The following is a 22,559-nucleotide window of genomic DNA, read 5'->3' on the forward strand; positions in this document are numbered from 1 at the left end:
GAACCGGGAATGAGCCACAACCAGCCGGGCCCGTACGGCGGTCAGCCCCGGCTGCCCGGACCGTACGGCGCTCCCGGCCCCTACGGCCCGCCGCCCCGGGGGCCGGTCGGGGCGCCGCAGCCCGGCTACGGACCGCCGCGGCAGCCTCCGCAGCCTGCGCAGGGTCTTCCTCCGCAGGGCCTTCCTCCGCAGCCGCCCGGTTACGGCTACCCGCGGGCCCCGCAGCCCGGACCGTACGGCCCGCAGCCCCACCACGGCGCAGGCCCCGGCGCCTACCCGTCCCCGCCACCGCCACCGGCGCGGGGCGGCGGCAGGAGGAAGGCGCCGGCCGCCGGCGGCGCGGTCGCCGCCCTCGCGGTGGTCGCGGGCTGCGCCTGGTGGCTCACGCCGGGCCGGACCGGCTCCGGTGTCGCGGCGGACACGAAGGGCTACCGGTTGACGCCCGCCGCGTCGGCCGGGGGGTTCGAGAAGGACAAGGACAGCACCGGCAGGCTCTCCGCCGAGGAGAAGTCGGAGGCCGAGGCCCTCCTCGGTGTCAGGGGCGCCCGGAAGGCGGGCGCCAACTACACAGCGGGGGACCCCGAGCGGCCGCTGAACGGCAGAGCGCTGAGCCCGACCGGCCTCTGGGGCGAGATCGACGACCCGGAGAAGGCACTCGACGGCTGGTTCCGCGAGCTGGCGGAGGGCGGCGGGGACGGCTCGGACGATGTGCGGGTCGAGTTCGCCGGGAAGGCCGCCGACGTGGAACCCGCGGGGTTCGAAGGCGCCCTGATGAAGTGCCGGACGGCCAGGCTCACCCCCGCGGGCGACGCCGGCTCGGCGGGTCCGGGCGCGAAGGCGTCCGGGGTGCCCATGTGCGCTTGGGCCGACTTCAGCACGGTCGCCGGGGTCGACGTGGTCGGCCTGTCCCAGATCCTGGGCGGCGGGGGCGGGGCCGTGCCGCAGCGCGAGGTCACCGAGCCGACGGCCGAGCCGTACGGCAGCTCGCGCACGAAGGTCTGAGCACGGCCCGGCCCCGGTACTCCCGGTGCTCCGAGAGCCGGGACGAGCACGGGGCGGCCGGACCGCCCGACCGCCCGACCGCCCGACCTCCCGACCTCCCGGGTGCCGCGGGGGGCACGACGACCGCAGGGGGCGGGGGCCGGTTCGGTGAACCGGCCCCCGCCCCACCCGCGTACCGCGCTACGCGCTCTTCTCGTGACGGCCGTCGTTCTTCACGATCCGCGGCACCAGCGTCGGGTTGACGTTGTTGTGGACGACGTCCGCCGTGATGACGACACGGGCGACGTCCTTGCGGGACGGCACCTCGTACATCACCGACATCAGGACCTCCTCCATGATGGCGCGCAGCCCCCGCGCGCCCGTGCCGCGGAGGATGGCCTGGTCGGCGATGGCCTCGAGGGCGGGGCGGTCGAAGTCCAGCTCCACGCCGTCGAGTTCGAAGAGGCGCTGGTACTGCTTCACCAGCGCGTTCCGCGGCTCGACCAGGATCTTCAGCAGGGCCTCGCGGTCCAGGTTGTGGACCGAGGTGATGACCGGCAGGCGGCCGATGAACTCGGGGATCATCCCGAACTTCACCAGGTCCTCCGGCATGACCTCCTGGAACTGGTCGCTGGCGTCGATCTCGCGCTTGGAGCGGATCGTCGCGCCGAACCCGATGCCCTTGGCGCCGGCGCGGGACTCGATGATCTTCTCCAGGCCGGCGAACGCACCGCCCACGATGAACAGCACGTTCGTCGTGTCGATCTGGATGAACTCCTGGTGCGGGTGTTTCCGTCCGCCCTGCGGCGGTACGGAGGCCGTCGTGCCCTCCAGGATCTTCAGCAGGGCCTGCTGGACGCCCTCGCCCGACACGTCACGGGTGATCGACGGGTTTTCGCTCTTACGGGCGACCTTGTCGATCTCGTCGATGTAGATGATCCCGGTCTCGGCCTTCTTGACGTCGTAGTCGGCCGCCTGGATCAGCTTCAGCAGGATGTTCTCGACGTCCTCGCCGACGTACCCGGCCTCGGTCAGCGCCGTGGCGTCGGCGATGGCGAACGGGACGTTGAGCATCCGCGCCAGGGTCTGGGCCAGCAGCGTCTTGCCCGAACCCGTGGGGCCCAGCAGCAGGATGTTGGACTTCGCGAGTTCGATGGCGTCGTCCCGGCCCTGGCCGTTCTCGCCGGCCTGGACGCGCTTGTAGTGGTTGTACACCGCGACCGAGAGGGCCTTCTTCGCGGGCTCCTGCCCGACGACGTATCCCTCGAGGAACTCGTAGATCTCGCGCGGCTTGGGGAGTTCCTCCCACCGCACCTCGGAGGTCTCGGCGAGCTCCTCCTCGATGATCTCGTTGCAGAGGTCGATGCACTCGTCGCAGATGTACACCCCGGGGCCTGCGATGAGCTTCTTCACCTGCTTCTGGCTCTTTCCGCAGAACGAGCACTTGAGCAGGTCGCCGCCATCACCGATGCGTGCCACGAGGTGCTTCCCCTTCGCCTGGGAGCGCTTGGTTCAGCGGCTCCTGGTGCCTCATATCCGACGGTACCCTGCCGGGCCCCCGGTTCGGGCCCCCCTTGGCGCGGTTCACATTGACGTGTACCGCGCCAGGGGCAGGCCGAACGTCAGGCGGCCGCTGCGGCCGCGCTCTTGCGGGTCGACACGATCTGGTCGACCAGGCCGTACGAGAGCGCGTCCTCGGCGGTGAGGATCTTGTCGCGCTCGATGTCCTCGCGGACCTTCTCGATCGGCGTGGAGGAGTGCTTGGCCAGCATCTCCTCGAGCTGCACGCGCATCCGCAGGATCTCGTTGGCCGCGATCTCCAGGTCCGAGAGCTGCTCCCGGCCCGTCTGCGAGGACGGCTGGTGGATCAGCACCCGGGCGTGCGGGAGGGCCATCCGCTTGCCGGGGGTGCCGGCGGCGAGCAGCACCGCCGCGGCGGACGCCGCCTGGCCCATGCAGACCGTCTGGATGTCCGGCTTCACGAACTGCATCGTGTCGTAGATGGCGGTCAGCGCGGTGAAGGAGCCACCGGGGCTGTTGATGTAGATGGAGATGTCGCGGTCCGGGTCCATCGACTCCAGGCACAGCAGCTGGGCCATGACGTCGTTGGCGGACGCGTCGTCGATCTGGACCCCGAGGAAGATCACGCGCTCCTCGAAGAGCTTCGCGTACGGGTCGTACTCGCGCACACCCTGGGAGGTGCGCTCGACGAAGCGGGGGACGACGTACCGGTTGTCCACCTGCGGGCCGGTGTAGAGGCCGCTCGCGGAAGCTGCGGGGAACTGGTTCATGGTCGTGTTCACCATCCTGGTGGCGTTCGGTGGGCTGGGACTACGGGGGCCGGGATCAGGCGCCGGTGCCGCCGCCGCCCGGAACGCCCGAAGCGGCGGAGATGATCTCGTCGATGAGCCCGTAGTCCCTGGCCTCCTCGGTGGTGAACCAGCGGTCGCGGTCGCCGTCGCGGATGATCGTCTCGACGGTCTGGCCGGAATGGCGGGCGGTGATCTCGGCCATGCGCTGCTTGGTGCGCAGCAGGTACTCGGCCTGGATCTTGATGTCCGAGGCGGTTCCGCCGATGCCGGCCGAGCCCTGGTGCATCAGGATGTCGGTGTGCGGCAGGGCGAAGCGCTTGCCGGCGGTGCCGCCGGTGAGCAGGAACTGGCCCATCGAGGCTGCCATGCCCATGCCGATGGTGACGACGTCGTTCGGGATGTACTGCATGGTGTCGTAGATCGCCATGCCCGCCGTCACCGAGCCGCCGGGGCTGTTGATGTAGAGGTAGACGTCCTTCTCCGGATCGGCGGCCAGGAGGAGGAGCTGTGCCGTGATCTTGTTGGCGATGTCGTCGTCCACCTGCTGGCCCAGGAAGATGATGCGCTCCCCGAGCAGCCGGCTGTAGACCTGGTCGCCGAGGCCTCCACCGATGGACGGCTCACCGGCGGCGTTAGGCATCAGAATCGTCACGTAATCCACCTGCTCGTCTCTGACGGCTGCGGCCGTCTCAGCGTCTGGGAACCCGGGGGCGGGGGGATCCCCGCGGGCGGGTAGTCCCCTGCCTTCGTATTCATGGACCCTAACGCGCTGGTGGGCGGGCGCCATCCCGGTTCAGGAACTGTTCGCTGGCAGCGCAAGCTAGGGGGCGCGCGCCGCACTGAGCACGCCCCGTGGAGGTGCCCGCGGCGGGAACCGCACGGCGCCCTCCCGGACCCGCGGTGCGCTCCGGGCCCGACGGGGCCCGCCCGGGACGCGGCGACGGGCCCGGGTGCCGCTCCGGAGCGGCACCCGGGCCCGTCGTACGGGCGACCACCGGGGGCGGGCCGGCACGCGTCGGCACCGGCCCGCCCCCGGCGGAGTCGGGGGCTCAGCCCTCGGACTTCCGCTCGTCACCGGTGGCCGCGGCGGCGGGCTCCTCGGCCTCGGCACCTTCGGCGGCCTCGGCGGACTCGCCCTCGGCGGCCTCGGCGGCCTCGTCCTCGTCCTCGTCGTCGCTCATGTCGACGACCTCGCCCTTGGTGTCCTTGACCACAGCCACCTCGACCACCGCGGCGAGGGCCTTGCCACGGGCGACCTCGCCGACGAGCATCGGCACCTGGCCGCCCTCGACGACCGCCTGGGCGAACTGGTCGGGGGACATGCCGGAGGAGGCGGCGCGCCGCATCAGGTGCTCGGTGAGCTCCTCCTGGCTGACGTTGAGCTTCTCCCTGGAGACCAGCTCGTCGAGGACGAACTGGGTCTTGATGCCCTTGACCGCCTGCTCCTTGGTCTCGGCGTCGAACTCCTCCTCGGTCTTGCCCTGGAGTTCCAGGTACTTCGCGAGGTCGAGGCCCATCTGGCCGAGCTGGTGGTGCTCCAGGTTGTGCTTGCGGGTGCGGATCTCGTCCTCGAGGAGCTTCTCGGGGATCGGGACCTCGACCAGCTCCAGGAGCTTCTCGAGCACGCGCTCCTGCGCCTGGGTGGCCTGGTCGTACTGCTTCATCTTCTCGAGGCGCTTGCGGCTGTCGGCCTTCAGCTCCTCGAGGGTGTCGAACTCGCTGGCCATCTGGGCGAACTCGTCGTCCGGCTCGGGCAGCTCCCGCGCGGCGACCTGGGTCACCTTGACGGTGATCTCGGCGTCCTTGCCCTCGGCGGAGCCGCCCTTCAGCTGCGAGGTGAAGGTGGCCTCGCCGCCGGCCTCCAGGCCGGTGACGGCCTCGTCGACGCCGTCGAGGAGTTCACCGGAGCCGATCGTGTACTGCACGCCGTCGGCGACGCCGTCCGCGAGGACCTCGCCGTCGACCTTGGCCTCCAGGTCGACGGTCACGACGTCGCCCTCGGCGGCGGCACGCTCGACCGGGGAGGTGGAGGCGAAGCGGGTGCGCAGCTGCTCGACGGACTCCTCGACGTCCTCGTCGGAGACCTCGACCGCGTCGACCTCGACCTCGATGCCGGAGTAGTCCGGGATCTCGATGGCCGGGCGGACGTCGACCTCGGCGGTGAAGTTCAGCGTCTCGCCGTCCTTCAGCTCGGTGATGTCGACCTCGGGCTGGCCGAGCGGGTTGATCTCCGCCTCGTTGACCGCGTCGGTGTAGAACTTCGGGAGCGCGTCGTTGACGGCCTCCTCCAGCACCGCGCCGCGGCCGAACCGCTGGTCGATGACGCGCGCCGGGACCTTGCCCTTGCGGAAGCCCTTGACCGTGACCTGCTGGTTGATCTTCTTGTACGCCGCGTCGAGGCTGGCCTTGAGCTCCTCGAAGGGCACCTCGACAGTGAGCCGAACCCGGGTCGGGTTCAGGGTCTCCACGGCGCTCTTCACGGTTCGGTCTCCTTGGTGGCTGAATTCTGGGGCTCTGCTGGGTCCACCACGGAGGATCGTCCTGCGGCGGAGCAGCGGATCGGGCCCGGCGCCTCGGACGCTCGGTCGGACACACGGGCACACGGATTGCATAGTAACCGCAAGCGGGATCGGCCCCACAATGCGATCTTGGCCCGGGCCTGATCGCGATGTTGGTCGGGGTGGCGGGATTTGAACCCACGGCCTTCCGCTCCCAAAGCGGACGCGCTACCAAGCTGCGCCACACCCCGTCGGTGCGACACGTAGGGTACATGGCCCCAGCCGGCGGCCAGGCCCCTTTCCCCGGGGATACGGAGGGATCCGGGGGCATCCAGGCGGACGGGCGGCGCTCGCCGGGGCGGCGGGGGCGCCGCCGGGGCGACGGGTGTGCGGCGCACCCCGGGGACCCGCTACGATGCTCTTCGTGCCGCGGCCACACAGGACCTGCGGCGCGGTGCTTGCGGGCGTAGCTCAATGGTAGAGCCCTAGTCTTCCAAACTAGCTACGCGGGTTCGATTCCCGTCGCCCGCTCCAGACGGCTCAGGGCCGGGTCGGAGGACTGCTCCTCGACCTGGCCCTGATGCGTTCCCCGACCCTCAATTCGGCCCTGCGTGCCCGTTGCGTGCCCGTTCCGACCGGGATCCTGCCCGCGGGCCTGCTCGGCCACGGCGCTCACGGCCTGACCGATCAGCCGCTCTCGCTCCGCTGTGGCGGGCTGGTAGATCAGCGCGGCGCGGGCGGAGCTGTGGCCCATCCCGGTCATCAGCGTACGGGTCCCGGTCTCTCGCCCCGTGGCAGCTCCAGCCCAAAGCCGCTCCCGCCGACCTCACGGGAGAGGACCGCGCCGGCCTGGTGCGACCTGATGGCTGGCCCGCGTCTCAGCACCCACCGCTCGCGCGCTCCTGCGGAGGGCAACCGCACGACGGGCAGTCGACACCGCCAGGAGCGCGAACCAGGCGCCTCCCACGCACGGCCCTAGGAGATCCCACCAGTCCAGGACAGGCTCCGCAAGGATCCTCGCCACCCACCAGACGTCATAGGAAACGATGCCGGTCAGCGCCGAGGCTACGAGAGCTGTCGTCCACCAACGCTCAGGCCATCCCTTGCTCACGTTCCCCCCAGCCACAACCGCGGATGCCGACGCTCCAAGTGTGCCGTGCCCGCTGCGTGCCCGATCCGGCGGGACGTAACGGGGACTCAAGGGGAACAGCAGCGCCGACCGCGCTCCGGCCCAGATCGGGGGCTTGCCGGGTCAGCCACCATCCGCATCCGGCGTCTTCCGGACCGGGGGCAGGGCCGGACGGCCGGCAGGGCAGCCGAGGAACGCGGCACGCAGAACGCAGCGTGGAGTGCGGAGTGCGGAGTGCGGAGATCGCGGCACGCAGCACGCGGCGCGGCGTGCGGAGCAGAGAGTACGGAGCCGTTCAGAATCTGATCGCATTGATCGAATCGGCGAGCGAGTTCAGGAAGTTGTCGATCGACGGCGCCATACCGCTCGAGGCGAGGAAGAAGCCGAAGAGCGCCGCGACTATCGCGGGACCGGCCTTGATCGAGCCACCGCGGATCATCACCACGAGGATGATCGCCAACAGCAGCACCACAGACAGTGAAATGGCCACAACTGATCACACCCTCGCTCGGTCCGCCTTGCCCGCCGGGGGGCGTGCGGCCCGGCACACCCCCGTCCCCACCCATGGTGCCACCAAGACCCGGGCCGAGGTGACGGCCTGACAGATCGTCAGCAAATGGACCGGATCACATCGCGCCGCACCGGCGGACGGGCCCGCGGGGCGCCACCACCCTCCGCCACCCGGTGGTGCGAAATGCACACATGCAGGTCACAGGGAATTCATAAAACGCCGGTAAGGAAATTCTCCGATGCCTCGGCGTTCACCGTTTCGCACCGTTTAAGCAGGATTAATTGGGGCATACGGGATGTTTCGCAGCGACAGCGGCGCTGAATGCAGAAGATCTTCCGGCGGGTTTTACGAATTCCCCGGCATCCGGTTAGGGTGCTTCAAATGTTCCACGCTCCGAATGGATTGCAGAAGGATCGCGTCACCGGCGCCTCCCGCGAGCCGGAGCCCCTCCCCGGGAGGACAGCGACGGCCGAACCCGCACCGCCCGCGCCACCGGTGTCGGCGCCGGTGCCTCAGGAGGCGCCCGCGACCGCGGCGCGGGAGGCACCCCAGGCACCGCCTGCCAAGAGACGCGACGCCTACTTCGACAACGCCAAGTACCTCGCCATCGTGCTGGTGGCGGTGGCGCACGCGTGGGAGCCGGTGATGGAGGGCAGCCGCGCCACGAGGGCGGCGTACATGTTCGTCTACGCCTTCCACATGCCGGCGTTCATCATCATCTCCGGCTACTTCTCGCGCAGTTTCCAGGCCCGGCCCGACCAGCTGAAGCGGCTGGTGAGCGGGGTCGTCGTGCCGTACGTGGTCTTCGAGATCGCGTACACGCTGTTCAAGCGGTGGGCCGACGACGACCCCGACTACCCGTTCAGCATGAACGACCCGATCTATCTGACCTGGTTTCTGATCGCGCTGTTCGTGTGGCGGCTCTCGACACCTCTGTGGCGATCGGTGAAATGGCCGCTGGCCGTCGCCCTCGGCCTCGCGGCGCTCGGCACGCTCACCCCCGGCATGGGCCAGAGCCTCGACCTCCAGCGCATCCTGCAGTTCCTGCCGTTCTTCGTGCTGGGCCTGTCGATGCGGCCGGAGCACTTCCAGATGCTGCGGCGCCGGGAGGTCAGGCTGCTGGCGCTGCCGGTGCTCGCGGGCGCCGCGGTGGCCGCCTACTGGGTGGCGCCGGACGTGCGCATGGGCTGGTTCTACCGCTCCACCAGCGCCGTGGAACTGGACGCGCCGTGGTGGGCGGGCCCGCTGGTGACCCTCGCCCTGTTCGGCTGCGCGGTGGTGCTGGCGGCCGCCTTCCTCGCCTGGGTGCCGCGTCGCAGAACGTGGTTCACCGTGCTCGGCGCGGGCACCATCTGCGGCTACCTGCTGCACGGCTTCCTCGTGAAGTCCCTCGACTACCTGGGGGTGGTGGCGCGGTACCCGTGGCTGGCGGAGCCCGCCGGGCTGGTCGCGGTCACCCTCGCCGCCGCGGCGGCCGTGACACTGCTCTGCACCCCGCCGGTGCGGCGCGTACTGCGGTTCGCGACCGAGCCGGAACTCTCGTGGGCGTTCCGGCAGGACGTCACCCGGCTGTCAGGCCGAGCAGCCGACGCATCGTCGCGTACTTCGCGCTGAGCCGGGTCCGGGTCGGCTCGTCGAGCAGGGCGAGCCGGTCCGGATCCGCGTTGTGTGCGAGGTCCGCCTCCTTGACGAGACGCGCGCCCGGAGTGGCGAGGATCCGCCGCGCGTACGACTCGGCGTCCTCCCCGGGCCGCCTGGTCATCGCGTCCACCAGTTCCTTGACCCGCCGGGGGAGTTCGGCGGCGGCGAGCCACTCCCGCGACAGCACGCCGTCCTCGACCGCGTCGTGCAGCCAGGCGGCGGCGATCTGCTCGCCGGTGCCGCCCCGATCCCTCACCCCGTCGGCCACCGCCCGGAGGTGCTCGGCGTAGGGCCGGCCCGCCTTGTCCGTCTGGTGCGCGTGGGCTTCCCGGGCGATCGCCTCGACCTGGTCGACCGTGAAATTCGGCATGCGTGGGACCCTACGGGCGCCGGGCCGCCCGCGCAGCCGTCACGGCTGCCTGCGGATCAGCAGCAGCGCCCGGTCGTCGTTGACGTCCTTGGCCACGGCCTCGATGAGGTGCCAGGCGGCCCCCTCGAAGCCCGTCCCCACATAGCGGTCGGCCTCACCGGTGAGCCGGTCCATGCCCTCGGCGATGTCCCTGTCGTTCGCCTCGACGAGGCCGTCGGTGAAGAGCATCAGCACGTCCCCGGGGCGCAGAGTGCCCTTGACCGGGTCGAACTGCGCGCCCTCGTACACCCCGAGCAGCGGGCCCTCCGCGGCCTTCTCCTCCCAACGGCCGGTGCCGGCCTGGAGCTGGAGCGCGGGCAGGTGCCCGGCGGAGAGCATCTCGTAGTCGCCGGAGTCCAGGTCGAGCACGAGATGGACGGAGGTGGCGAAGCCCTCGTCCCAGTCCTGGCGCAGCAGATAGCCGTTGGCCGCGGGGAGGAAGCCGTGCGGGGGAAGGGACCCGAGGAGGCCGCCGAAGGCGCCGGAGAGCAGCAGGGCGCGGGACGCGGCGTCCATGCCCTTGCCGGAGACGTCGGTGAGGACGACCTCCAGGGTGCGGCCGCCGTTGGTGCGGGCCGCGACGACGAAGTCCCCGGAGAACGACTGGCCGCCGGCCGGGCGCAGCGCCATCTCGCGGTGCCAGCCCTGCGGCAGCCGCGGCAGGGCGCTCTGCACCCGGATCCGTTCGCGCAGGTCGAAGAGCATGGTCCCGCCGCGCCGCCAGGGCACCCCGACCCGGGCCCGGAACTGGGCGATGAGCAGCCCGAAGAGTCCGCAGGCCGCCACCACCAGCACCGTCCCCGGGGTGACCCGGGCCGGGCCCTCGGTGTACGGGCCGAGCACCAGCGACTCGACGATCAGCGCGAGGGCCGCGGCCGCGTAGAGACCGAGCAGACTCGCGGGGCGCAGCAGCAGCCCGCCCGCGACGATCGGCAGCACGAGGGCGGCCGGGGCACACCACACCGGCGTCAGGATGGTGCCCCAGGCGATCGCCGGGACGGTCAGCAGCAGTCCGGCCAGCGCGATCCAGTCGGAGCCGTCACCGCGGAAGTAGTCGACCCCGGACTTGCGCAGCGCCGTGCGGGCCCGGTGCGTCGCCTTCCGCATCCGGGCCGTGTACGAGTCCGCTGTGCCACGTGCCATCGTCGGCGACCCTATCCACACCCTCGCCCGCCGTGGAGGGGGACCCCATGACATTGCGTTCGAAATCGGGTCGCGACGGGACGCGGGCGCTGGTAGTCATGGCGCATGACGACTGAACTGCGGGTACTCCGTCGCGAGGAGTGGGACCAGTGGTACGGGGGGCTTGAGATCGCCTTCGGCGGCCTCCCGGAGTCCCCGGAGGAGCGCGCGCTGTGGAGCGAACTCACGGAGTACGGGCGGTCGATCGGCGCGTGGGAGGGCGGCGAGTGCGTCGGCACGGCCGGGGCCCACTCCTTCAGGGTGTCGGTTCCGGGCGGTTCGTTCGTGCCCGCGGCCGGGGTCACCATGGTGAGCGTGGCCGCGACCCACCGGCGGCGCGGCGTGCTCACGTCGATGATGCGGCGCCAGTTGGACGACGTCCGTGCGCTGGGTGAGCCGCTGGCCCTGCTGACGGCCTCTGAGCCGGAGATCTACGGCCGGTTCGGGTACGGCGTCGCGACCTACCAGCTGGTGATGGACATCGACACCGTCCGCGGGGGGATCACCGCGCCGCCCGGGACGGACGGGGTGCGGCTGCGGTTCGCTCCGCTCGGGGAGTCGGCCGGGGCGTGCGAGGCGGTGTACCGGAGCGGGCTCGGCTCACGGCCCGGGATGCTCGCGCGCGCACCCGGCTGGGAGCGGCTGCCGCTGCTCGACCCGCCCGCGGACCGCGAGGGCGCCTCGGCGGCTCAGTGCGTCCTCGCCGAGCGGGACGGCGAGGTGGTGGGCTACGTCCGCTTCCACAACAAGCCGGAGTGGGAGGCGTGCGGGCCCAACGGCTCGATCCTGCTGCGGGACGTGGAGGCTCTGGACCCGGTGGCGTACGCGGCGCTGTGGCGGTTCCTCTTCGGTATCGACCTGACGTCGCGGATCCGGGTCCGCAACCGGCCGGTTGACGACCCGCTGCTGCATCTCGTCACCGACGTCCGGCGCTGCGGTGTGCGGGTGCGGGATTCGCTGCATGTGCGGCTGGTCGATGTGGGCGAGGCGCTGGGGGCGAGGACGTACCGGGCGCCCGTGGACGTCGTGTTCGAGGTGCGGGACCCGTTCTGCCCCTGGAACGAGGGCCGTTGGCGGCTCTCGGGGGATGCCAAGGGCGCGTCGTGCGAGCGCACGTCCGGTGCCGCCGATCTGGCCCTGAACGTACGGGACCTGGGTGCCGCGTTCCTCGGCGGGGTGACGCTGTCGTCCCTGGCGGGTGCGGGCCGGGTGCGCGAACTGCGCGGTGGTGCGCTGGCGGAGGCGTCGACGGCCTTCGCCTCGGACGTGGCGCCCTGGCTCCCGCACGGCTTCTGAGCCGTTCCGACGCCGGGTGGGACCGACCCGGGCACCGGAACCGGCACCGGCACCGGCACCGGCACCGGGACCGGCGGGGAACGGCGGGGAACGGGGCGGTGGTGCCGATGGCGGTGGTGGCGGCGTGGTCCGCGGCCACCGCGGCCCCGGGCCGGGTGTCAGGCGGGCTGGCAGCCCGCGCACCAGAAGAGGTTGCGGGCGGCGAGAGCGGCGGTGCGGATCTCGCCGCCGCAGATGTGGCACGGCAGCCGCGCCCGGCGGTAGACGTAGACCTCGCCGCCGTGGTCGTCGACGCGCGGTGCCCGGCCCATCGCGTCCGGTGTGTGCTCGGGCCGGACGGTGTCGATGCGGTTGTGCCGTACGCCCTCCCTCATGAGGGCGGCCAGGTCGGCCCAGAGGGCCCGCCACTCGCGCTCGGTGAGGTCCCTGCCCGCGCGGTACGGGTCGATGCCGTGCCGGAAGAGGACTTCAGCGCGATAGACGTTCCCGACGCCGGCGACGACCTTCTGGTCCATCAGGAGGGCGGCGATCGCCGTCCGGGAGCGGGAGACCCTGGCCCAGGCCCGGTCGGGGCCGTCGTCCGGGCGGAGCGGGTCGGGACCGAGCCGCGCGTGTACCGCCGCCTTCTCGCCGTCCGTGATCAGGGCGCAGGCCGTGGGGCCGCGCAGGTCGACGTACGACCCGGAGTCCGCGAGCCGGAGCCGCACGGTGCCGACGGGCGGCGGGGCCGGCGCCTCGCCGAAGTCCACCGTGCCGAACAGGCCGAGGTGGATATGGACCCACTCACCGCCGCCGCGGCCGCCGAAGCCGCCGAAGCCGAGGAAGAGGTGCTTGCCGTGGGCCTCGGTACGCTCCAGCACAGAGCCGTCCAGCAGCGCCGCCGAGTCGGCGAACCTGCCCTGCGGACTGGTGACCCGCACGGGCCGGCCGCCGAACCGCTCCCGGTAGTCGGCGGCCAGCCGGTGGATGGTGTGCCCTTCGGGCATCAGGCGGTCGGCTCCTGCGGGTGGTGCGCCGGGACGGGGGGCAGCTCACCGGTGGTCTCGTACCGCTCGAGCATCTCGATGCGGCGGGTGTGGCGCTCCTCGCCGGAGTACGGGGTCTTGAGGAAGACCTCGACGAAGGTGGTGGCCTCGTCGGTCGTGTGCATCCGGGCGCCGACGGCGACGACGTTGGCGTTGTTGTGCTCCCGGCCGAGGACCGCGGTCTGCACGCTCCAGGCCAGCGCCGCGCGGACGCCCCTGACCTTGTTGGCGGCGATCTGCTCGCCGTTGCCGGAGCCGCCGATCACGATGCCGAGGCCGTCCGGGTCCGCGGCCGTCCGCTCGGCGGCGCGCAGGCAGAACGGCGGGTAGTCGTCCTGGGCGTCGTAGATGTGGGGACCGCAGTCGACGGGCTCGTGGCCATGGGCCCTGAGCCACTCGACGAGATGGTTCTTGAGTTCGAAGCCGGCATGGTCGGAGCCGAGGTAGACGCGCATGGTCCGAGTGTGGCACGCGGGATGCCGGGAAGACGGCAGCGGGGTACGGCGGCGTCCACCGCCCGGCAGGCCACCGGGGGCCTCCCTCCGGCAGGCCCGCCGCGGTGAGGTCCGCGGGACGGCGCGCCCGGCGGGCCCCACCGCGGTGGGACGGCTCCCCCGGGGGAGGCGCGGCCGCTCGGTCCCGGCCGCCGAGCGTTCAGCCGCGGCGGTCGGCGAGCTTCCAGGCGGCGGGCAGCGCGCCCATGGCGAGCGCGGCCTTGAGCGCGTCGCCGATCAGGAAGGGCACGAGGCCGGCCGCCACGGCCTGCGGCAGCGTCATTCCGGTGGCGAGCGCCAGGTACGGCACACCGATCGCGTAGATGATCGCGGAGCCGAGGACCATCGCACCGGCGGTGCGCAGGACGGAGCGGTCCGCGCCGCGCCGGGCGAGGGCGCCGACGGCGGTGGCGGCGACCAGCATGCCGAGGATGTAGCCGAGGGACGGCATGGCCCAGCCGGAGGATGCCTCGGCGAACCACGGCATGCCGGCCATTCCGGCGAGGGCGTACAGCGCGAGGGAGAGGAAACCGCGTCGCGCGCCGAGCGCGGTGCCGACGAGGAGGGCGGCGAAGGTCTGGCCGGTGACCGGGACCGGGGAGCCCGGCACCACCACGGAGATCTGCGCGGCGACGCCGGTGAGCGCGGCACCTCCCACGACAAGGGCCGCGTCCACCGCGGACTTGGCGCGCGAGGCGGGCAGCAGATCGGCGAGGACCAGCCCCCGGCGAGGGGCGGAAGCGGCAGCAGTGCTCATGGGGACTCCGGGTGCGAGGGCGGTGATGACGTCGTTGTGGACATGGCGACGCTAGCCCAGAAGTGAACGGTCGATCACCGTCAGTCGATGACAAAGCAGCGATCGACCCCATGGTTGGGTTCGCACAAATCGATCTGGGCAAGCATCGCGGGTGCGTGATGCTCGTCACGGAGGTGGTGACTGATCAGCCCGGTTCCGATGACAAGGGTCCAACCCCGGAGGGACTGTAGGTTCTCACCAATTCCCGGCATCGCCGGGGATGCCGAAGGCGCACATCCGCCGCACCGCCCGGCACCGGGTGCGATGGCGGCCGCGGGGGCGCCGCCGATGCCGGCCCCTGTCCCTGCCTCTGCCTCTGCCCCTGCCCCTGCCCCGGCCCCGGCCCCTGCCCCTGCCCCGGCCCCGGCCCCGGCCGACAGTGGACGTCGCGGGCGGTGGCGGCGGGGTGGCGGTGGCGGCGGATCCCAGGCAGCCGCGCGGCGCGCCGGCTTGGTCGCGCCCGGTGCGCGCGACCGCCGGGTGCCGTGTGCTGCCGCCGGGCGGGCGGTCCGCTGGTCCGCCCGCCCGGCGGCAGCGCGCCGGAAGAGGCACCGGTTCTTCACATTGTGTAAGCATTCTGTCCGTATAGCGGGCACCGGTGCTCAGTGAGCGGTGGGCCCTCCAGACTGTCGACCGCTCCATCCGCTCATGAACAGGCACTCCCATGTCCCGGACCCCGGCACCCGCGCCCGTCGGCACCCGAACCGGCTCACCCCTCGCCCACGGCCTCAAGCAGCGCCATCTGTCGATGATCGCCCTCGGCGGCGTGATCGGCGCCGGCCTCTTCGTCGGCTCCGGCGCCGGTATCGCCGCCGCCGGCCCGTCCATCGTCATCGCCTACGCGGTGTCCGGCCTGCTCGTCATGCTCGTGATGCGCATGCTCGGCGAGATGTCCGCGGCGAACCCGGCCTCCGGTTCCTTCTCCGTGCACGCCGAGCGGGCGCTCGGCCCGTGGGCGGGCTTCACCGCGGGCTGGTCCTTCTGGGTGCTGCTGTCCGTCGCCGTCGGCCTGGAGGGCATCGGCGCGGCGAAGATCGTCAGCGGCTGGCTGCCCGGCACCCCGGAGTGGGCCTGGGTCGCGCTGTTCATGCTGGCGTTCTGCGTCACCAACCTGGCCGCGGTGCGCAACTTCGGTGAGTTCGAGTTCTGGTTCGCCGCGCTCAAGGTCGGCGCGATCGCGCTGTTCCTCGTCCTCGGGGGCCTGGCCATCCTCGGGGTGCTGCCGGGGACGGACGCGCCCGGCACCGCCAACCTCACCGGCGGCGGGGGGTTCCTGCCGAACGGGGCGGAGGGACTGGTCATCGGCCTGCTCGCGTCGATCTTCGCGTACGGCGGCCTGGAGACGGTCACCATCGCGGCGGCCGAGTCCGAGCACCCGGTCCAGGGCGTCGCCAAGGCCGTGCGCACCGCGATGTGGCGCATCGCGCTGTTCTACATCGGCTCGATGGCGGTGATCGTCACGCTGGTGCCGTGGGACGATCCGGACGTCGCCGACCCCGACAAGGGCCCCTACGTCACCGCGCTGAGCCACCTGGGCATCCCGGGCGCCGGCCTGGTGATGCAGATCGTCGTACTGGTGGCGTTGCTGTCCGCGATGAACGCCAACATCTACGGCGCCTCCCGGATGGCGTTCTCCCTGGTCGCCCGGGGCCAGGGCCCCGCGGCCGTCGGCAGGGTCTCGGGCGGGGTGCCCCGGATCGCGGTGCTGTCCTCCTCCGCCTTCGGCTTCCTGTGCGTGCTGCTCAGCTACTGGCGGCCGGACGACGTCTTCCCGTGGCTGCTGAAGATGATCGGCGCGGTCATCCTGGTCGTCTGGCTGTTCATCGCGGTCTCGCAGCTGGTCCTGCGGCGCCGCACGGAGCGGGAGGCCCCGGAGAAGCTCGTGGTGCGGATGTGGCTGTTCCCGGCGCTGACCTGGGTCGCCATCGCGGGCATGCTCGCCGTCTTCGTCCTGATGCTGCGCGAACCCGGCACCCGTGACCAGCTGATGGCGACCGGGGCGATGACCCTGGTGCTGGCGGCGTCGGGCGCCGTGCTTCAGCGCAGGCGCAAGTCCGGGCGCGCGGGCGGAGGGTCGGAGGCAAGCGCCGAGCGGGAGTCGGCACCGGCGGGGGCCGCCGCGGACTGAGCGGGGCGCCATCGCGGCACAGGACCCCCGGGCACACGAGGCCCGGGGGTCCCGGCGTGCCCGGAGCATGCGGCGACGATGCACACGGCGGCGATGCATGCGACGGCGGTGCACATGGAGGCAATGCACACGGCGGCGGTGCATGCGACGGCGATGCACATGGGGGCGAAGCATGCGGCTGCGGTGCACACGGCGCCCGACGGCCCTCGCGCCGCGAGAGCAACCGGGACCCGCCCGCCGAACCGCGCCGGGTTCCGGCCCGGCCGCCTCCGGCACCGCCTTCGCGGAGTACGGCCGGCGCTTCGGTCCCGGCGCCGAGACCGCCATCGCCGACGCCGCCATCACCGACGCCGCCGTCACCGGCTCCCCCGTCCTCTCCTCGAACGCCCGCGACGCACGGGCGCGGCGTCGCGCCGGCCGAGAGGACTGATCAGGCTCCGCACCCTCCTGCTGCTAGTCTGCACCTGCGAAGAGTTTGCAATAAGCAGCCGGAGGGCTCGGACATGGCCACTTACACGCTCCCTGAACTTCCGTACGACTACGCGGCGCTGGAGCCGGTGATCAACCCGCTGATCATCGAGCTGCACCACGACAAGCACCACGCCGCGTACGTCAAGGGCGCCAACGACACCCTCGAGCAGCTCGCCGAGGCTCGGGACGGTGATGCCTGGGGCTCGATCAACGGCCTGGAGAAGAACCTCGCGTTCCATCTCTCCGGCCACATCCTGCACAGCATCTACTGGCACAACATGGCCGCCCCCAAGGAGGGCGGCGGCGGTGAGCCGCTCGCGGCGGACGGCGTGGGCGAGCTGGCGGACGCGATCACCGGCTCCTTCGGCTCCTTCGCGAAGTTCCGGACCCAGCTGTCGAAGGCCGCCGCCACCACCCAGGGCTCAGGATGGGGCGTGCTCGCCTACGAGCCGGTCAGCGGCCGGTTGATCGTCGAGCAGGTCTACGACCACCAGGGCAACGTCGGGCAGGGCTCGGTGCCGATCCTGGTCTTCGACGCCTGGGAGCATGCCTTCTACCTGCAGTACAAGAACCAGAAGGTGGACTTCATCGACGCCATGTGGGGCGTCGTCAACTGGCAGGACGTGGCGCGGCGCTACGCCGACGCCAAGGACCGCACCCCGCTGATCACCCCGTGACCCGGGCCCCGTCCCGGCCGTAGGCCGCCCTGCCCGTGATCGTCTTCTCACCCTTCACCGGCAGGCGGAAAGAAAGGGAAGAGGGCCCCCGCGAGTCGGGCACCTCCCGGACAGGGCTCCGGGGCGTGGCGCGCGGGGGTCCTCTGCGCGCCCCGCCCCGGTCGGGACACGCCGCAGGGCGTCAGGAGAAGTCAGGGCCCTTCGTCCGGGTGCGCTTGATCTCGTAGAAGCCCGGAATCGACGCCACCATCAGCGTGCCGTCCCAGAGCCGGGCGGCCTCCTCACCCTTGGGTGCCGGGGTGACGACCGGGCCGAAGAACGCGATCTGCCGCCCGTCCTCGCCGGGCACCGCGATGACCGGCGTGCCGACGTCCTGGCCGACCTTGGCGATCCCCTCGCCGTGGGAGGCGCGCAGCTCGGCGTCGTAGGTGTCCGATTCGGCGTGGTCCGCGAGCGCGGCCGGCAGGCCCACCGCGTCAAGAGCCTCCAGGACCACCTCGGGCGTGATGCCGCGGCCCTCGTCGTGGATACGGGTGCCGAGAGCGGTGTAGAGGGGGCCGACGACCTCGTCGCCGTACTTCTGCTGGGCGGCGGTCACCACGCGTACCGGGCCCCAGGCGCCCTCCATGGCCCGGCGGTACTCCTCGGGGAGCTCGTCCAGCCTGTCCTCGTTCAGCACCGCCAGGCTCATGACGTGCCAGCGCACCTCCACCGGCCGCACCTTCTCCACCTCGAGCATCCAGCGGGAGGTCATCCAGGCCCACGGGCACAGCGGGTCGAACCAGAAGTCGGCGGGGGTCCTGGTGCTGTCGGACATGTCACTCCTCGTGTTCGTGGCGGGGTCGCTCCCCCTCGCGGCAACACCGGAGTCCACCGGCCGCATTCCCCGATCACGCCGCCCACGGGCGCGTGCGAGGATCGGTCCTGCCCGAACGAGACACGGAGGAGTGGACGTGCCCGGAGAGAACCTGTCCCGCGACGAGGCCCGCGCCCGGGCCGAGCTGCTGTCGGTCGACGGATACGAGGTCTTCCTCGACCTGCGGTCCGCGACCGCGGAGAGCGAGGAGGCGCGGCCGCGGACGTTCCGTTCGGTCACCACGATCAGGTTCCGCCGCACCGGCGAGGGCGACGGCACCTTCGCCGATCTCGTCGCCCCCTCGGTGAACGCGGTGACCCTCAACGGCCGTGCGCTCGACCCGGCCGAGGTCTTCGACGGCTCCCGGATCGCGCTGAGCGGTCTGCGGGATGAGAACGTCCTGGTGGTGGACGCGCAGTGTGCGTACAGCAGGACCGGGGAGGGCATGCACCGCTTCGTCGACCCCGAGGACGGCGAGGTCTACCTGTACACGCAGTACGAACCCGCCGACGCCCGGCGGGTCTTCGCCGACTTCGAGCAGCCGGACCTGAAGGCCCCCTTCCGCTTCGAGGTGGCCGCGCCCGAGGACTGGACGGTCTGGAGCAACGCCGCGGTGGAGTCGCGCGAGGGCGGGACCTGGCGCTTCGCCGAGACCAAGCCGATCTCCACGTACATCACGGCCGTCGTGGCCGGCCCGTACCACAGCGAGAGCGACCTCTACACCCGCGACCTCGGCGACGGGCGGACACTGGAGATCCCGCTCGGCGCCATGTGCCGCAAGGGGCTGGCCAAGCACTTCGACGCGGACGACGTCTTCCTCGTCACCAAGCAGGGCCTGGACTTCTTCCACGACAACTTCGACTACCCGTACCCCTTCGGGAAGTACGACCAGGCGTTCGTGCCCGAGTACAACCTCGGCGCGATGGAGAACCCGGGCTGTGTGACCTTCCGGGAGGAGTTCGTCTTCCGGGGCAGGGTGACGCAGGCGTCGTTCGAGCGCCGGGCGAACGTCATCCTGCACGAGATGGCGCACATGTGGTTCGGCGACCTGGTCACCATGCGGTGGTGGGACGACCTCTGGCTGAAGGAGTCCTTCGCCGACTTCATGGGTTCGCTCTCGCTGGTCGAGGCGACCCGCTTCCGGAACGGCTGGGTGACGTTCGCCAACAACCGCAAGGCCTGGGCGTACCGGGCCGACCAGCTGCCCTCCACACACCCCGTCACCGCGGACATCCACGACCTGGAGGACGCCAAGCTCAACTTCGACGGGATCACCTACGCCAAGGGCGCCTCGGTCCTGAAGCAGCTCGTGGCGTACGCGGGGCCCGAGGCGTTCATGGAGGGCGCGCGGCGCTACTTCAAGCGCCACGCCTACGGCAACACCCGCCTCGACGACCTGCTGGCGGTACTGGAGGAGACCTCGGGGCGGGACATGAGGGCCTGGTCGCGGTCGTGGCTGGAGACCTCCGGCGTCAACACGCTGACGCCGCAGCTCACCTGTGACGCGGGCGACCGGATCACCGAGCTGGCGGTCGTGCAGGACGGCGGCGCCGGGCCCGGTGCGGCAGCCCCGTCGGCCCCGCGGCCCCACCGGGTGGCCGTCGGCCTCTACCGGCACGAGGGAGCGGAGCTGGTGCGCTACGCACGGGCCGAGGTGGACGTCACCGGGACCCGGACGGTCGTGGCGGAGCTGGCGGGCCGGGAGCGCCCGGCGATGGTGCTCGTCAACGACGACGACCTCACCTACTGCAAGGTCCGCTTCGACGAGGGGTCGCTGGACACGCTGCGGAGCCACCTCGGATCGGTGGTGGACCCGCTGGCGCGGGCGGTGTGCTGGTCGGCGCTGTGGAACCTGACGCGCGACGCCCTGATGCCGGCCCGGGACTTCGCCGGGCTCGTCCTGGACTTCGCCGGACGGGAGTCGGACATCGGCGTGCTGCAGACGGTGCTCGCGTGGGCGCGCACCGCACTCGTCCACTACGCGGCGCCCGAGTGGCGCCCGGAAGGCGGCCGGCGGCTGTCGGAGGGGGCGCTGCGGGAGCTGCGGCTCGCGGAGCCCGGCAGCCAGCACCAGCTGACCTGGGCGCGGTTCTTCGCGTCCGTGGCGGCCGGCGACGCGGATCTCCGGCTGCTCCAGGGGCTGCTGGACGGCACCGCCCAGATCGACGGGCTGGAGGTCGACCAGGAGCTGCGGTGGGCGTTCCTGGAGCCGCTCGCCTCGCACGGGGTGGCCGGCGAGCCGGCGATCGGCGCGGAGCTGGCGCGCGACGACACCGCGTCCGGCAGGCGCCACCAGGTGCGCTGCCTGGCCGCCCGGCCCTCCGCGGCGGTCAAGGACCAGGCGTGGGCGCAGGTCGTCAAGTCGGACGCGCTGTCGAACGCGCTGGTGGAAGCCACCATTTCGGGCTTCACCCAGGCGTCGCAGCGGGAGCTGCTCGCGCCCTACGCCGAGAAGTACTTCGCGGTGATCGAACGGGTCTGGGCGGAGCGGTCGATCCAGATCGGCATGGACGTGGTCCGCGGTCTGTTCCCCGCGCTCCAGGACGACGCGGCCACACTGCGGGCGACGGACGCGTGGCTCGGCTCCCACCCCGACGCGCCCGGGGCGCTGCGCCGGCTGGTGCTCGAGTCCCGGGACGACCTCGCCCGCGCCCTGCGGGCCCAGTCCTGCGACGCGGCGGCCGGCTGACGGCCCGCTCCGCGTCGGCGGTGCGACCGGGCCCGGTTCCGCTCCCCGCCCGGTTCCGCTCCGCGTCGGCGGTGCTCCCGGGCCCGGCGGGGAGCGCCGTGCGCGGCAGAACCGATCGGCCATCGAACTGCCGTACTTTAGGACGGGGATGTCCTGAATCGTCGACGACCGTGTAACAGCGGTTAGGAGCCTGCCGCCGCGCGGGAATCGGCGGGGCATGAACCACAACACCCCTCTCTCCCCCCGCCCGTTGAGCGACCTCTCCGACGTACGGCGGCGCGTGCTGTCGGCCGCGCAGCTGCGAGCCCGGGGCGTGACCGCCGGGCACACGGCCGAACGGTGCGGCCCCGGCGGCCCCTGGCAGCAGATCCTGCCCGGTGTGTTCCTGCTGCACCCCGGAACGCCCACCGGTGAGGAGCGGCTGCACGCCGCGGTGACGTACGCCGGCCGCCCCGGCAGGAGCGAGGCCGTGGTGACGGGGCCGGCGGCGCTCGCGCTCCACCGGTTCGCCTCCGCGCCTTCCCCGACGGCGCTGGAGCGGATCGACGTGCTGGTGCCGCACACCCGGCGGCTGCGCTCGGTGGGCTGCGCCAGGCTGATCCGCACTCAGGCGCTGCCGGGGCCGGAGGTGGTGACGGGACTGCCCGTCGCCCCCGCGGCGCGCGCGCTGGCCGACGCCGTCGCCCGGCTGAGCGACCCGGCGCCGGTGCGCCGGCTGCTGATCGAGGCCGTGCGCGCCGGCCACTGCGAACCCGGCGCCGTGGTGGCGGAGTTGACGCGTGCCCGGCTGCTGTCCCGCCCTCATGTGGTGGACGCCGTCGACCGCCTGCTCGCCGAGGGCCGTGCGGTCGCCGAGGGGCGCCTCTACGACCTGGTGCGGATGTACGGGGTTCCCGAGCCGGTGTGGAACGTCGATCTGCGCCTGCCCGGCGGGCCGCATCTGGGCGGTGTCGACGCCTACTGGCCCGACGAGGCCGTCGCCGTCGAACTCGGCACCCGCGCGCCGCGCTCCGCGGCCGCCCACCACGGGCCGGACGCGGACCCGGGGTGGCCGGCGTCCGGCCGCCGGCACGAGCAGTTGGAGCGTCTCGGGATCACGGTCGTCCAGATCGCGCCGACGAGTCTGCGGGACGCCCCGGTGCAGCAGGCGATGGTGCTGCGTACGGCCCTGCTGGCCTCCCCGGACCGGGAGCCGGCGCCGTATGTCGTCGTCCTCCCCCGCTGAGGGCCGTCCCGTCGTCCGCGGTGGATCAGCGCGCGGCGTCGGACGCGGTGGATCGCGAGGCGGGGGGGCGTCCTCCCACCGGGCGCATTCGGGCGGTGCGGCAACGCGCGCCGGTTGACCGCCGGTCCCGGAGCGCACCGCTCCAACGTGGGCGCCTTCCGGCGCCGGATCCTCCGAACGGCACGGATCGTCGTCCGCTGCCGAACGGCCCGGCGCGCGCGAACGACCGGATATCCGCC

20 protein-coding genes and 2 tRNA genes are annotated in these 22,559 nt (G+C 72.2%); 9 read left to right on the forward strand and 13 right to left on the reverse strand.

What is annotated here, in order from left to right; all coding sequences use genetic code 11:
- Positions 1–9 precede the first annotated feature (9 nt).
- Positions 10–1,002 carry a hypothetical protein gene (locus tag DDQ41_RS06730; protein ID WP_109293659.1) on the forward strand — a complete coding sequence of 331 codons (993 nt, stop codon included), beginning with the start codon at positions 10–12 and terminating at the stop codon, positions 1,000–1,002.
- 180 nt (positions 1,003–1,182) lie between these two features.
- Here the strand turns inward: DDQ41_RS06730 and clpX are convergent, their stop codons facing one another.
- The 5 genes from clpX to DDQ41_RS06755 form a co-directional block, all read right to left on the reverse strand.
- Entirely contained in the window at positions 1,183–2,460 is a 1,278-nt protein-coding gene (clpX, locus tag DDQ41_RS06735; protein WP_017944896.1) for an ATP-dependent Clp protease ATP-binding subunit ClpX, read from the reverse strand.
- Between the two features lie 143 nt (positions 2,461–2,603).
- Positions 2,604–3,287, reverse strand: a complete 684-nt coding sequence (locus DDQ41_RS06740) for an ATP-dependent Clp protease proteolytic subunit (protein WP_109293660.1) — start codon at positions 3,285–3,287, stop codon at positions 2,604–2,606.
- Between the two features lie 40 nt (positions 3,288–3,327).
- The gene (locus DDQ41_RS06745) at positions 3,328–3,933 is read right to left on the reverse strand and encodes an ATP-dependent Clp protease proteolytic subunit (protein WP_109297579.1); all 606 of its coding nucleotides are present in this window, start codon (positions 3,931–3,933) and stop codon (positions 3,328–3,330) included.
- A 409-nt stretch (positions 3,934–4,342) separates the two neighbouring features.
- On the reverse strand, positions 4,343–5,773 hold the full coding sequence (gene tig / locus DDQ41_RS06750; protein ID WP_109293661.1) for a trigger factor: 1,431 nt from the start codon (positions 5,771–5,773) through the stop codon (positions 4,343–4,345).
- A gap of 192 nt (positions 5,774–5,965) precedes the next feature.
- A tRNA-Pro gene (locus DDQ41_RS06755) sits at positions 5,966–6,042 on the reverse strand.
- A gap of 209 nt (positions 6,043–6,251) precedes the next feature.
- Between DDQ41_RS06755 and DDQ41_RS06760 the strand changes: the two genes are divergently transcribed.
- Positions 6,252–6,325: transfer RNA gene (locus tag DDQ41_RS06760), tRNA-Gly, on the forward strand.
- On the opposite strand, the gene DDQ41_RS32290 is transcribed toward DDQ41_RS06760, so the two are convergent.
- Entirely contained in the window at positions 6,294–6,545 is a 252-nt protein-coding gene (locus DDQ41_RS32290) for a hypothetical protein (RefSeq protein ID WP_262508374.1), read from the reverse strand. The genes DDQ41_RS06760 and DDQ41_RS32290 overlap by 32 nt on opposite strands.
- 670 nt (positions 6,546–7,215) lie before the next feature.
- Complete coding sequence (locus DDQ41_RS06770; protein ID WP_109293662.1) at positions 7,216–7,410, reverse strand: hypothetical protein; 195 nt, start codon at positions 7,408–7,410, stop codon at positions 7,216–7,218.
- A gap of 402 nt (positions 7,411–7,812) precedes the next feature.
- On the opposite strand from DDQ41_RS06770, the gene DDQ41_RS06775 reads away from it, so the two are divergent.
- Positions 7,813–9,045 (forward strand): acyltransferase family protein, encoded by a 1,233-nt coding sequence (locus DDQ41_RS06775; protein ID WP_174720264.1) that lies wholly within the window; start codon positions 7,813–7,815, stop codon positions 9,043–9,045.
- Here the strand turns inward: DDQ41_RS06775 and DDQ41_RS06780 are convergent.
- Positions 8,993–9,442, reverse strand: a complete 450-nt coding sequence (locus tag DDQ41_RS06780; RefSeq protein ID WP_109293663.1) for an HD domain-containing protein — start codon at positions 9,440–9,442, stop codon at positions 8,993–8,995. The two genes, DDQ41_RS06775 and DDQ41_RS06780, sit on opposite strands and share 53 nt — an antisense overlap.
- Before the next feature lie 39 nt (positions 9,443–9,481).
- Positions 9,482–10,624 (reverse strand): PP2C family protein-serine/threonine phosphatase, encoded by a 1,143-nt coding sequence (locus tag DDQ41_RS06785; RefSeq protein WP_109293664.1) that lies wholly within the window; start codon positions 10,622–10,624, stop codon positions 9,482–9,484.
- A 105-nt stretch (positions 10,625–10,729) separates the two neighbouring features.
- Between DDQ41_RS06785 and DDQ41_RS06790 the strand changes: the two genes are divergently transcribed.
- Positions 10,730–11,959 carry a GNAT family N-acetyltransferase gene (locus tag DDQ41_RS06790; RefSeq protein WP_109293665.1) on the forward strand — a complete coding sequence of 410 codons (1,230 nt, stop codon included), beginning with the start codon at positions 10,730–10,732 and terminating at the stop codon, positions 11,957–11,959.
- 158 nt (positions 11,960–12,117) lie between these two features.
- On the opposite strand, the gene DDQ41_RS06795 is transcribed toward DDQ41_RS06790, so the two are convergent.
- The 3 genes from DDQ41_RS06795 to DDQ41_RS06805 all read right to left on the reverse strand — a co-directional run bounded on the left by DDQ41_RS06795 (position 12,118) and on the right by DDQ41_RS06805 (position 14,235).
- Entirely contained in the window at positions 12,118–12,945 is an 828-nt protein-coding gene (locus DDQ41_RS06795; RefSeq protein ID WP_109293666.1) for an Fpg/Nei family DNA glycosylase, read from the reverse strand.
- Positions 12,945–13,439, reverse strand: coding sequence for a ribose-5-phosphate isomerase (locus tag DDQ41_RS06800; RefSeq protein ID WP_109293667.1), 495 nt, complete (start codon positions 13,437–13,439; stop codon positions 12,945–12,947). The genes DDQ41_RS06795 and DDQ41_RS06800 overlap by 1 nt, the downstream gene beginning before the upstream one ends.
- Positions 13,440–13,638: 199 nt before the next feature.
- Entirely contained in the window at positions 13,639–14,235 is a 597-nt protein-coding gene (locus tag DDQ41_RS06805) for a biotin transporter BioY (protein WP_109293668.1), read from the reverse strand.
- A gap of 703 nt (positions 14,236–14,938) precedes the next feature.
- Here DDQ41_RS06805 and DDQ41_RS06815 point away from each other — a divergent pair.
- The 3 genes from DDQ41_RS06815 (at position 14,939) to DDQ41_RS06825 (ending at position 17,550) form a co-directional block, all read left to right on the forward strand.
- Positions 14,939–16,402 (forward strand): amino acid permease, encoded by a 1,464-nt coding sequence (locus tag DDQ41_RS06815; RefSeq protein ID WP_109293670.1) that lies wholly within the window; start codon positions 14,939–14,941, stop codon positions 16,400–16,402.
- Positions 16,403–16,574: 172 nt separating this feature from the next.
- Entirely contained in the window at positions 16,575–16,832 is a 258-nt protein-coding gene (locus DDQ41_RS06820) for a hypothetical protein (protein ID WP_162602624.1), read from the forward strand.
- A 73-nt stretch (positions 16,833–16,905) separates the two neighbouring features.
- Complete coding sequence (locus DDQ41_RS06825; protein ID WP_109293672.1) at positions 16,906–17,550, forward strand: superoxide dismutase; 645 nt, start codon at positions 16,906–16,908, stop codon at positions 17,548–17,550.
- Positions 17,551–17,731: 181 nt separating this feature from the next.
- Here DDQ41_RS06825 and DDQ41_RS06830 read toward each other — a convergent pair whose 3' ends face one another.
- Positions 17,732–18,367, reverse strand: coding sequence for a DsbA family oxidoreductase (locus tag DDQ41_RS06830; protein WP_109293673.1), 636 nt, complete (start codon positions 18,365–18,367; stop codon positions 17,732–17,734).
- 136 nt (positions 18,368–18,503) lie between these two features.
- On the opposite strand from DDQ41_RS06830, the gene pepN reads away from it, so the two are divergent.
- Complete coding sequence (pepN, locus tag DDQ41_RS06835) at positions 18,504–21,095, forward strand: aminopeptidase N (RefSeq protein ID WP_172607614.1); 2,592 nt, start codon at positions 18,504–18,506, stop codon at positions 21,093–21,095.
- A gap of 217 nt (positions 21,096–21,312) precedes the next feature.
- Positions 21,313–22,320 carry a hypothetical protein gene (locus DDQ41_RS06840; RefSeq protein ID WP_109293675.1) on the forward strand — a complete coding sequence of 336 codons (1,008 nt, stop codon included), beginning with the start codon at positions 21,313–21,315 and terminating at the stop codon, positions 22,318–22,320.
- The last annotated feature ends 239 nt before the right edge of the window (positions 22,321–22,559 follow it).

Source organism: Streptomyces spongiicola (assembly GCF_003122365.1).
GTDB lineage: Bacteria > Actinomycetota > Actinomycetes > Streptomycetales > Streptomycetaceae > Streptomyces > Streptomyces spongiicola.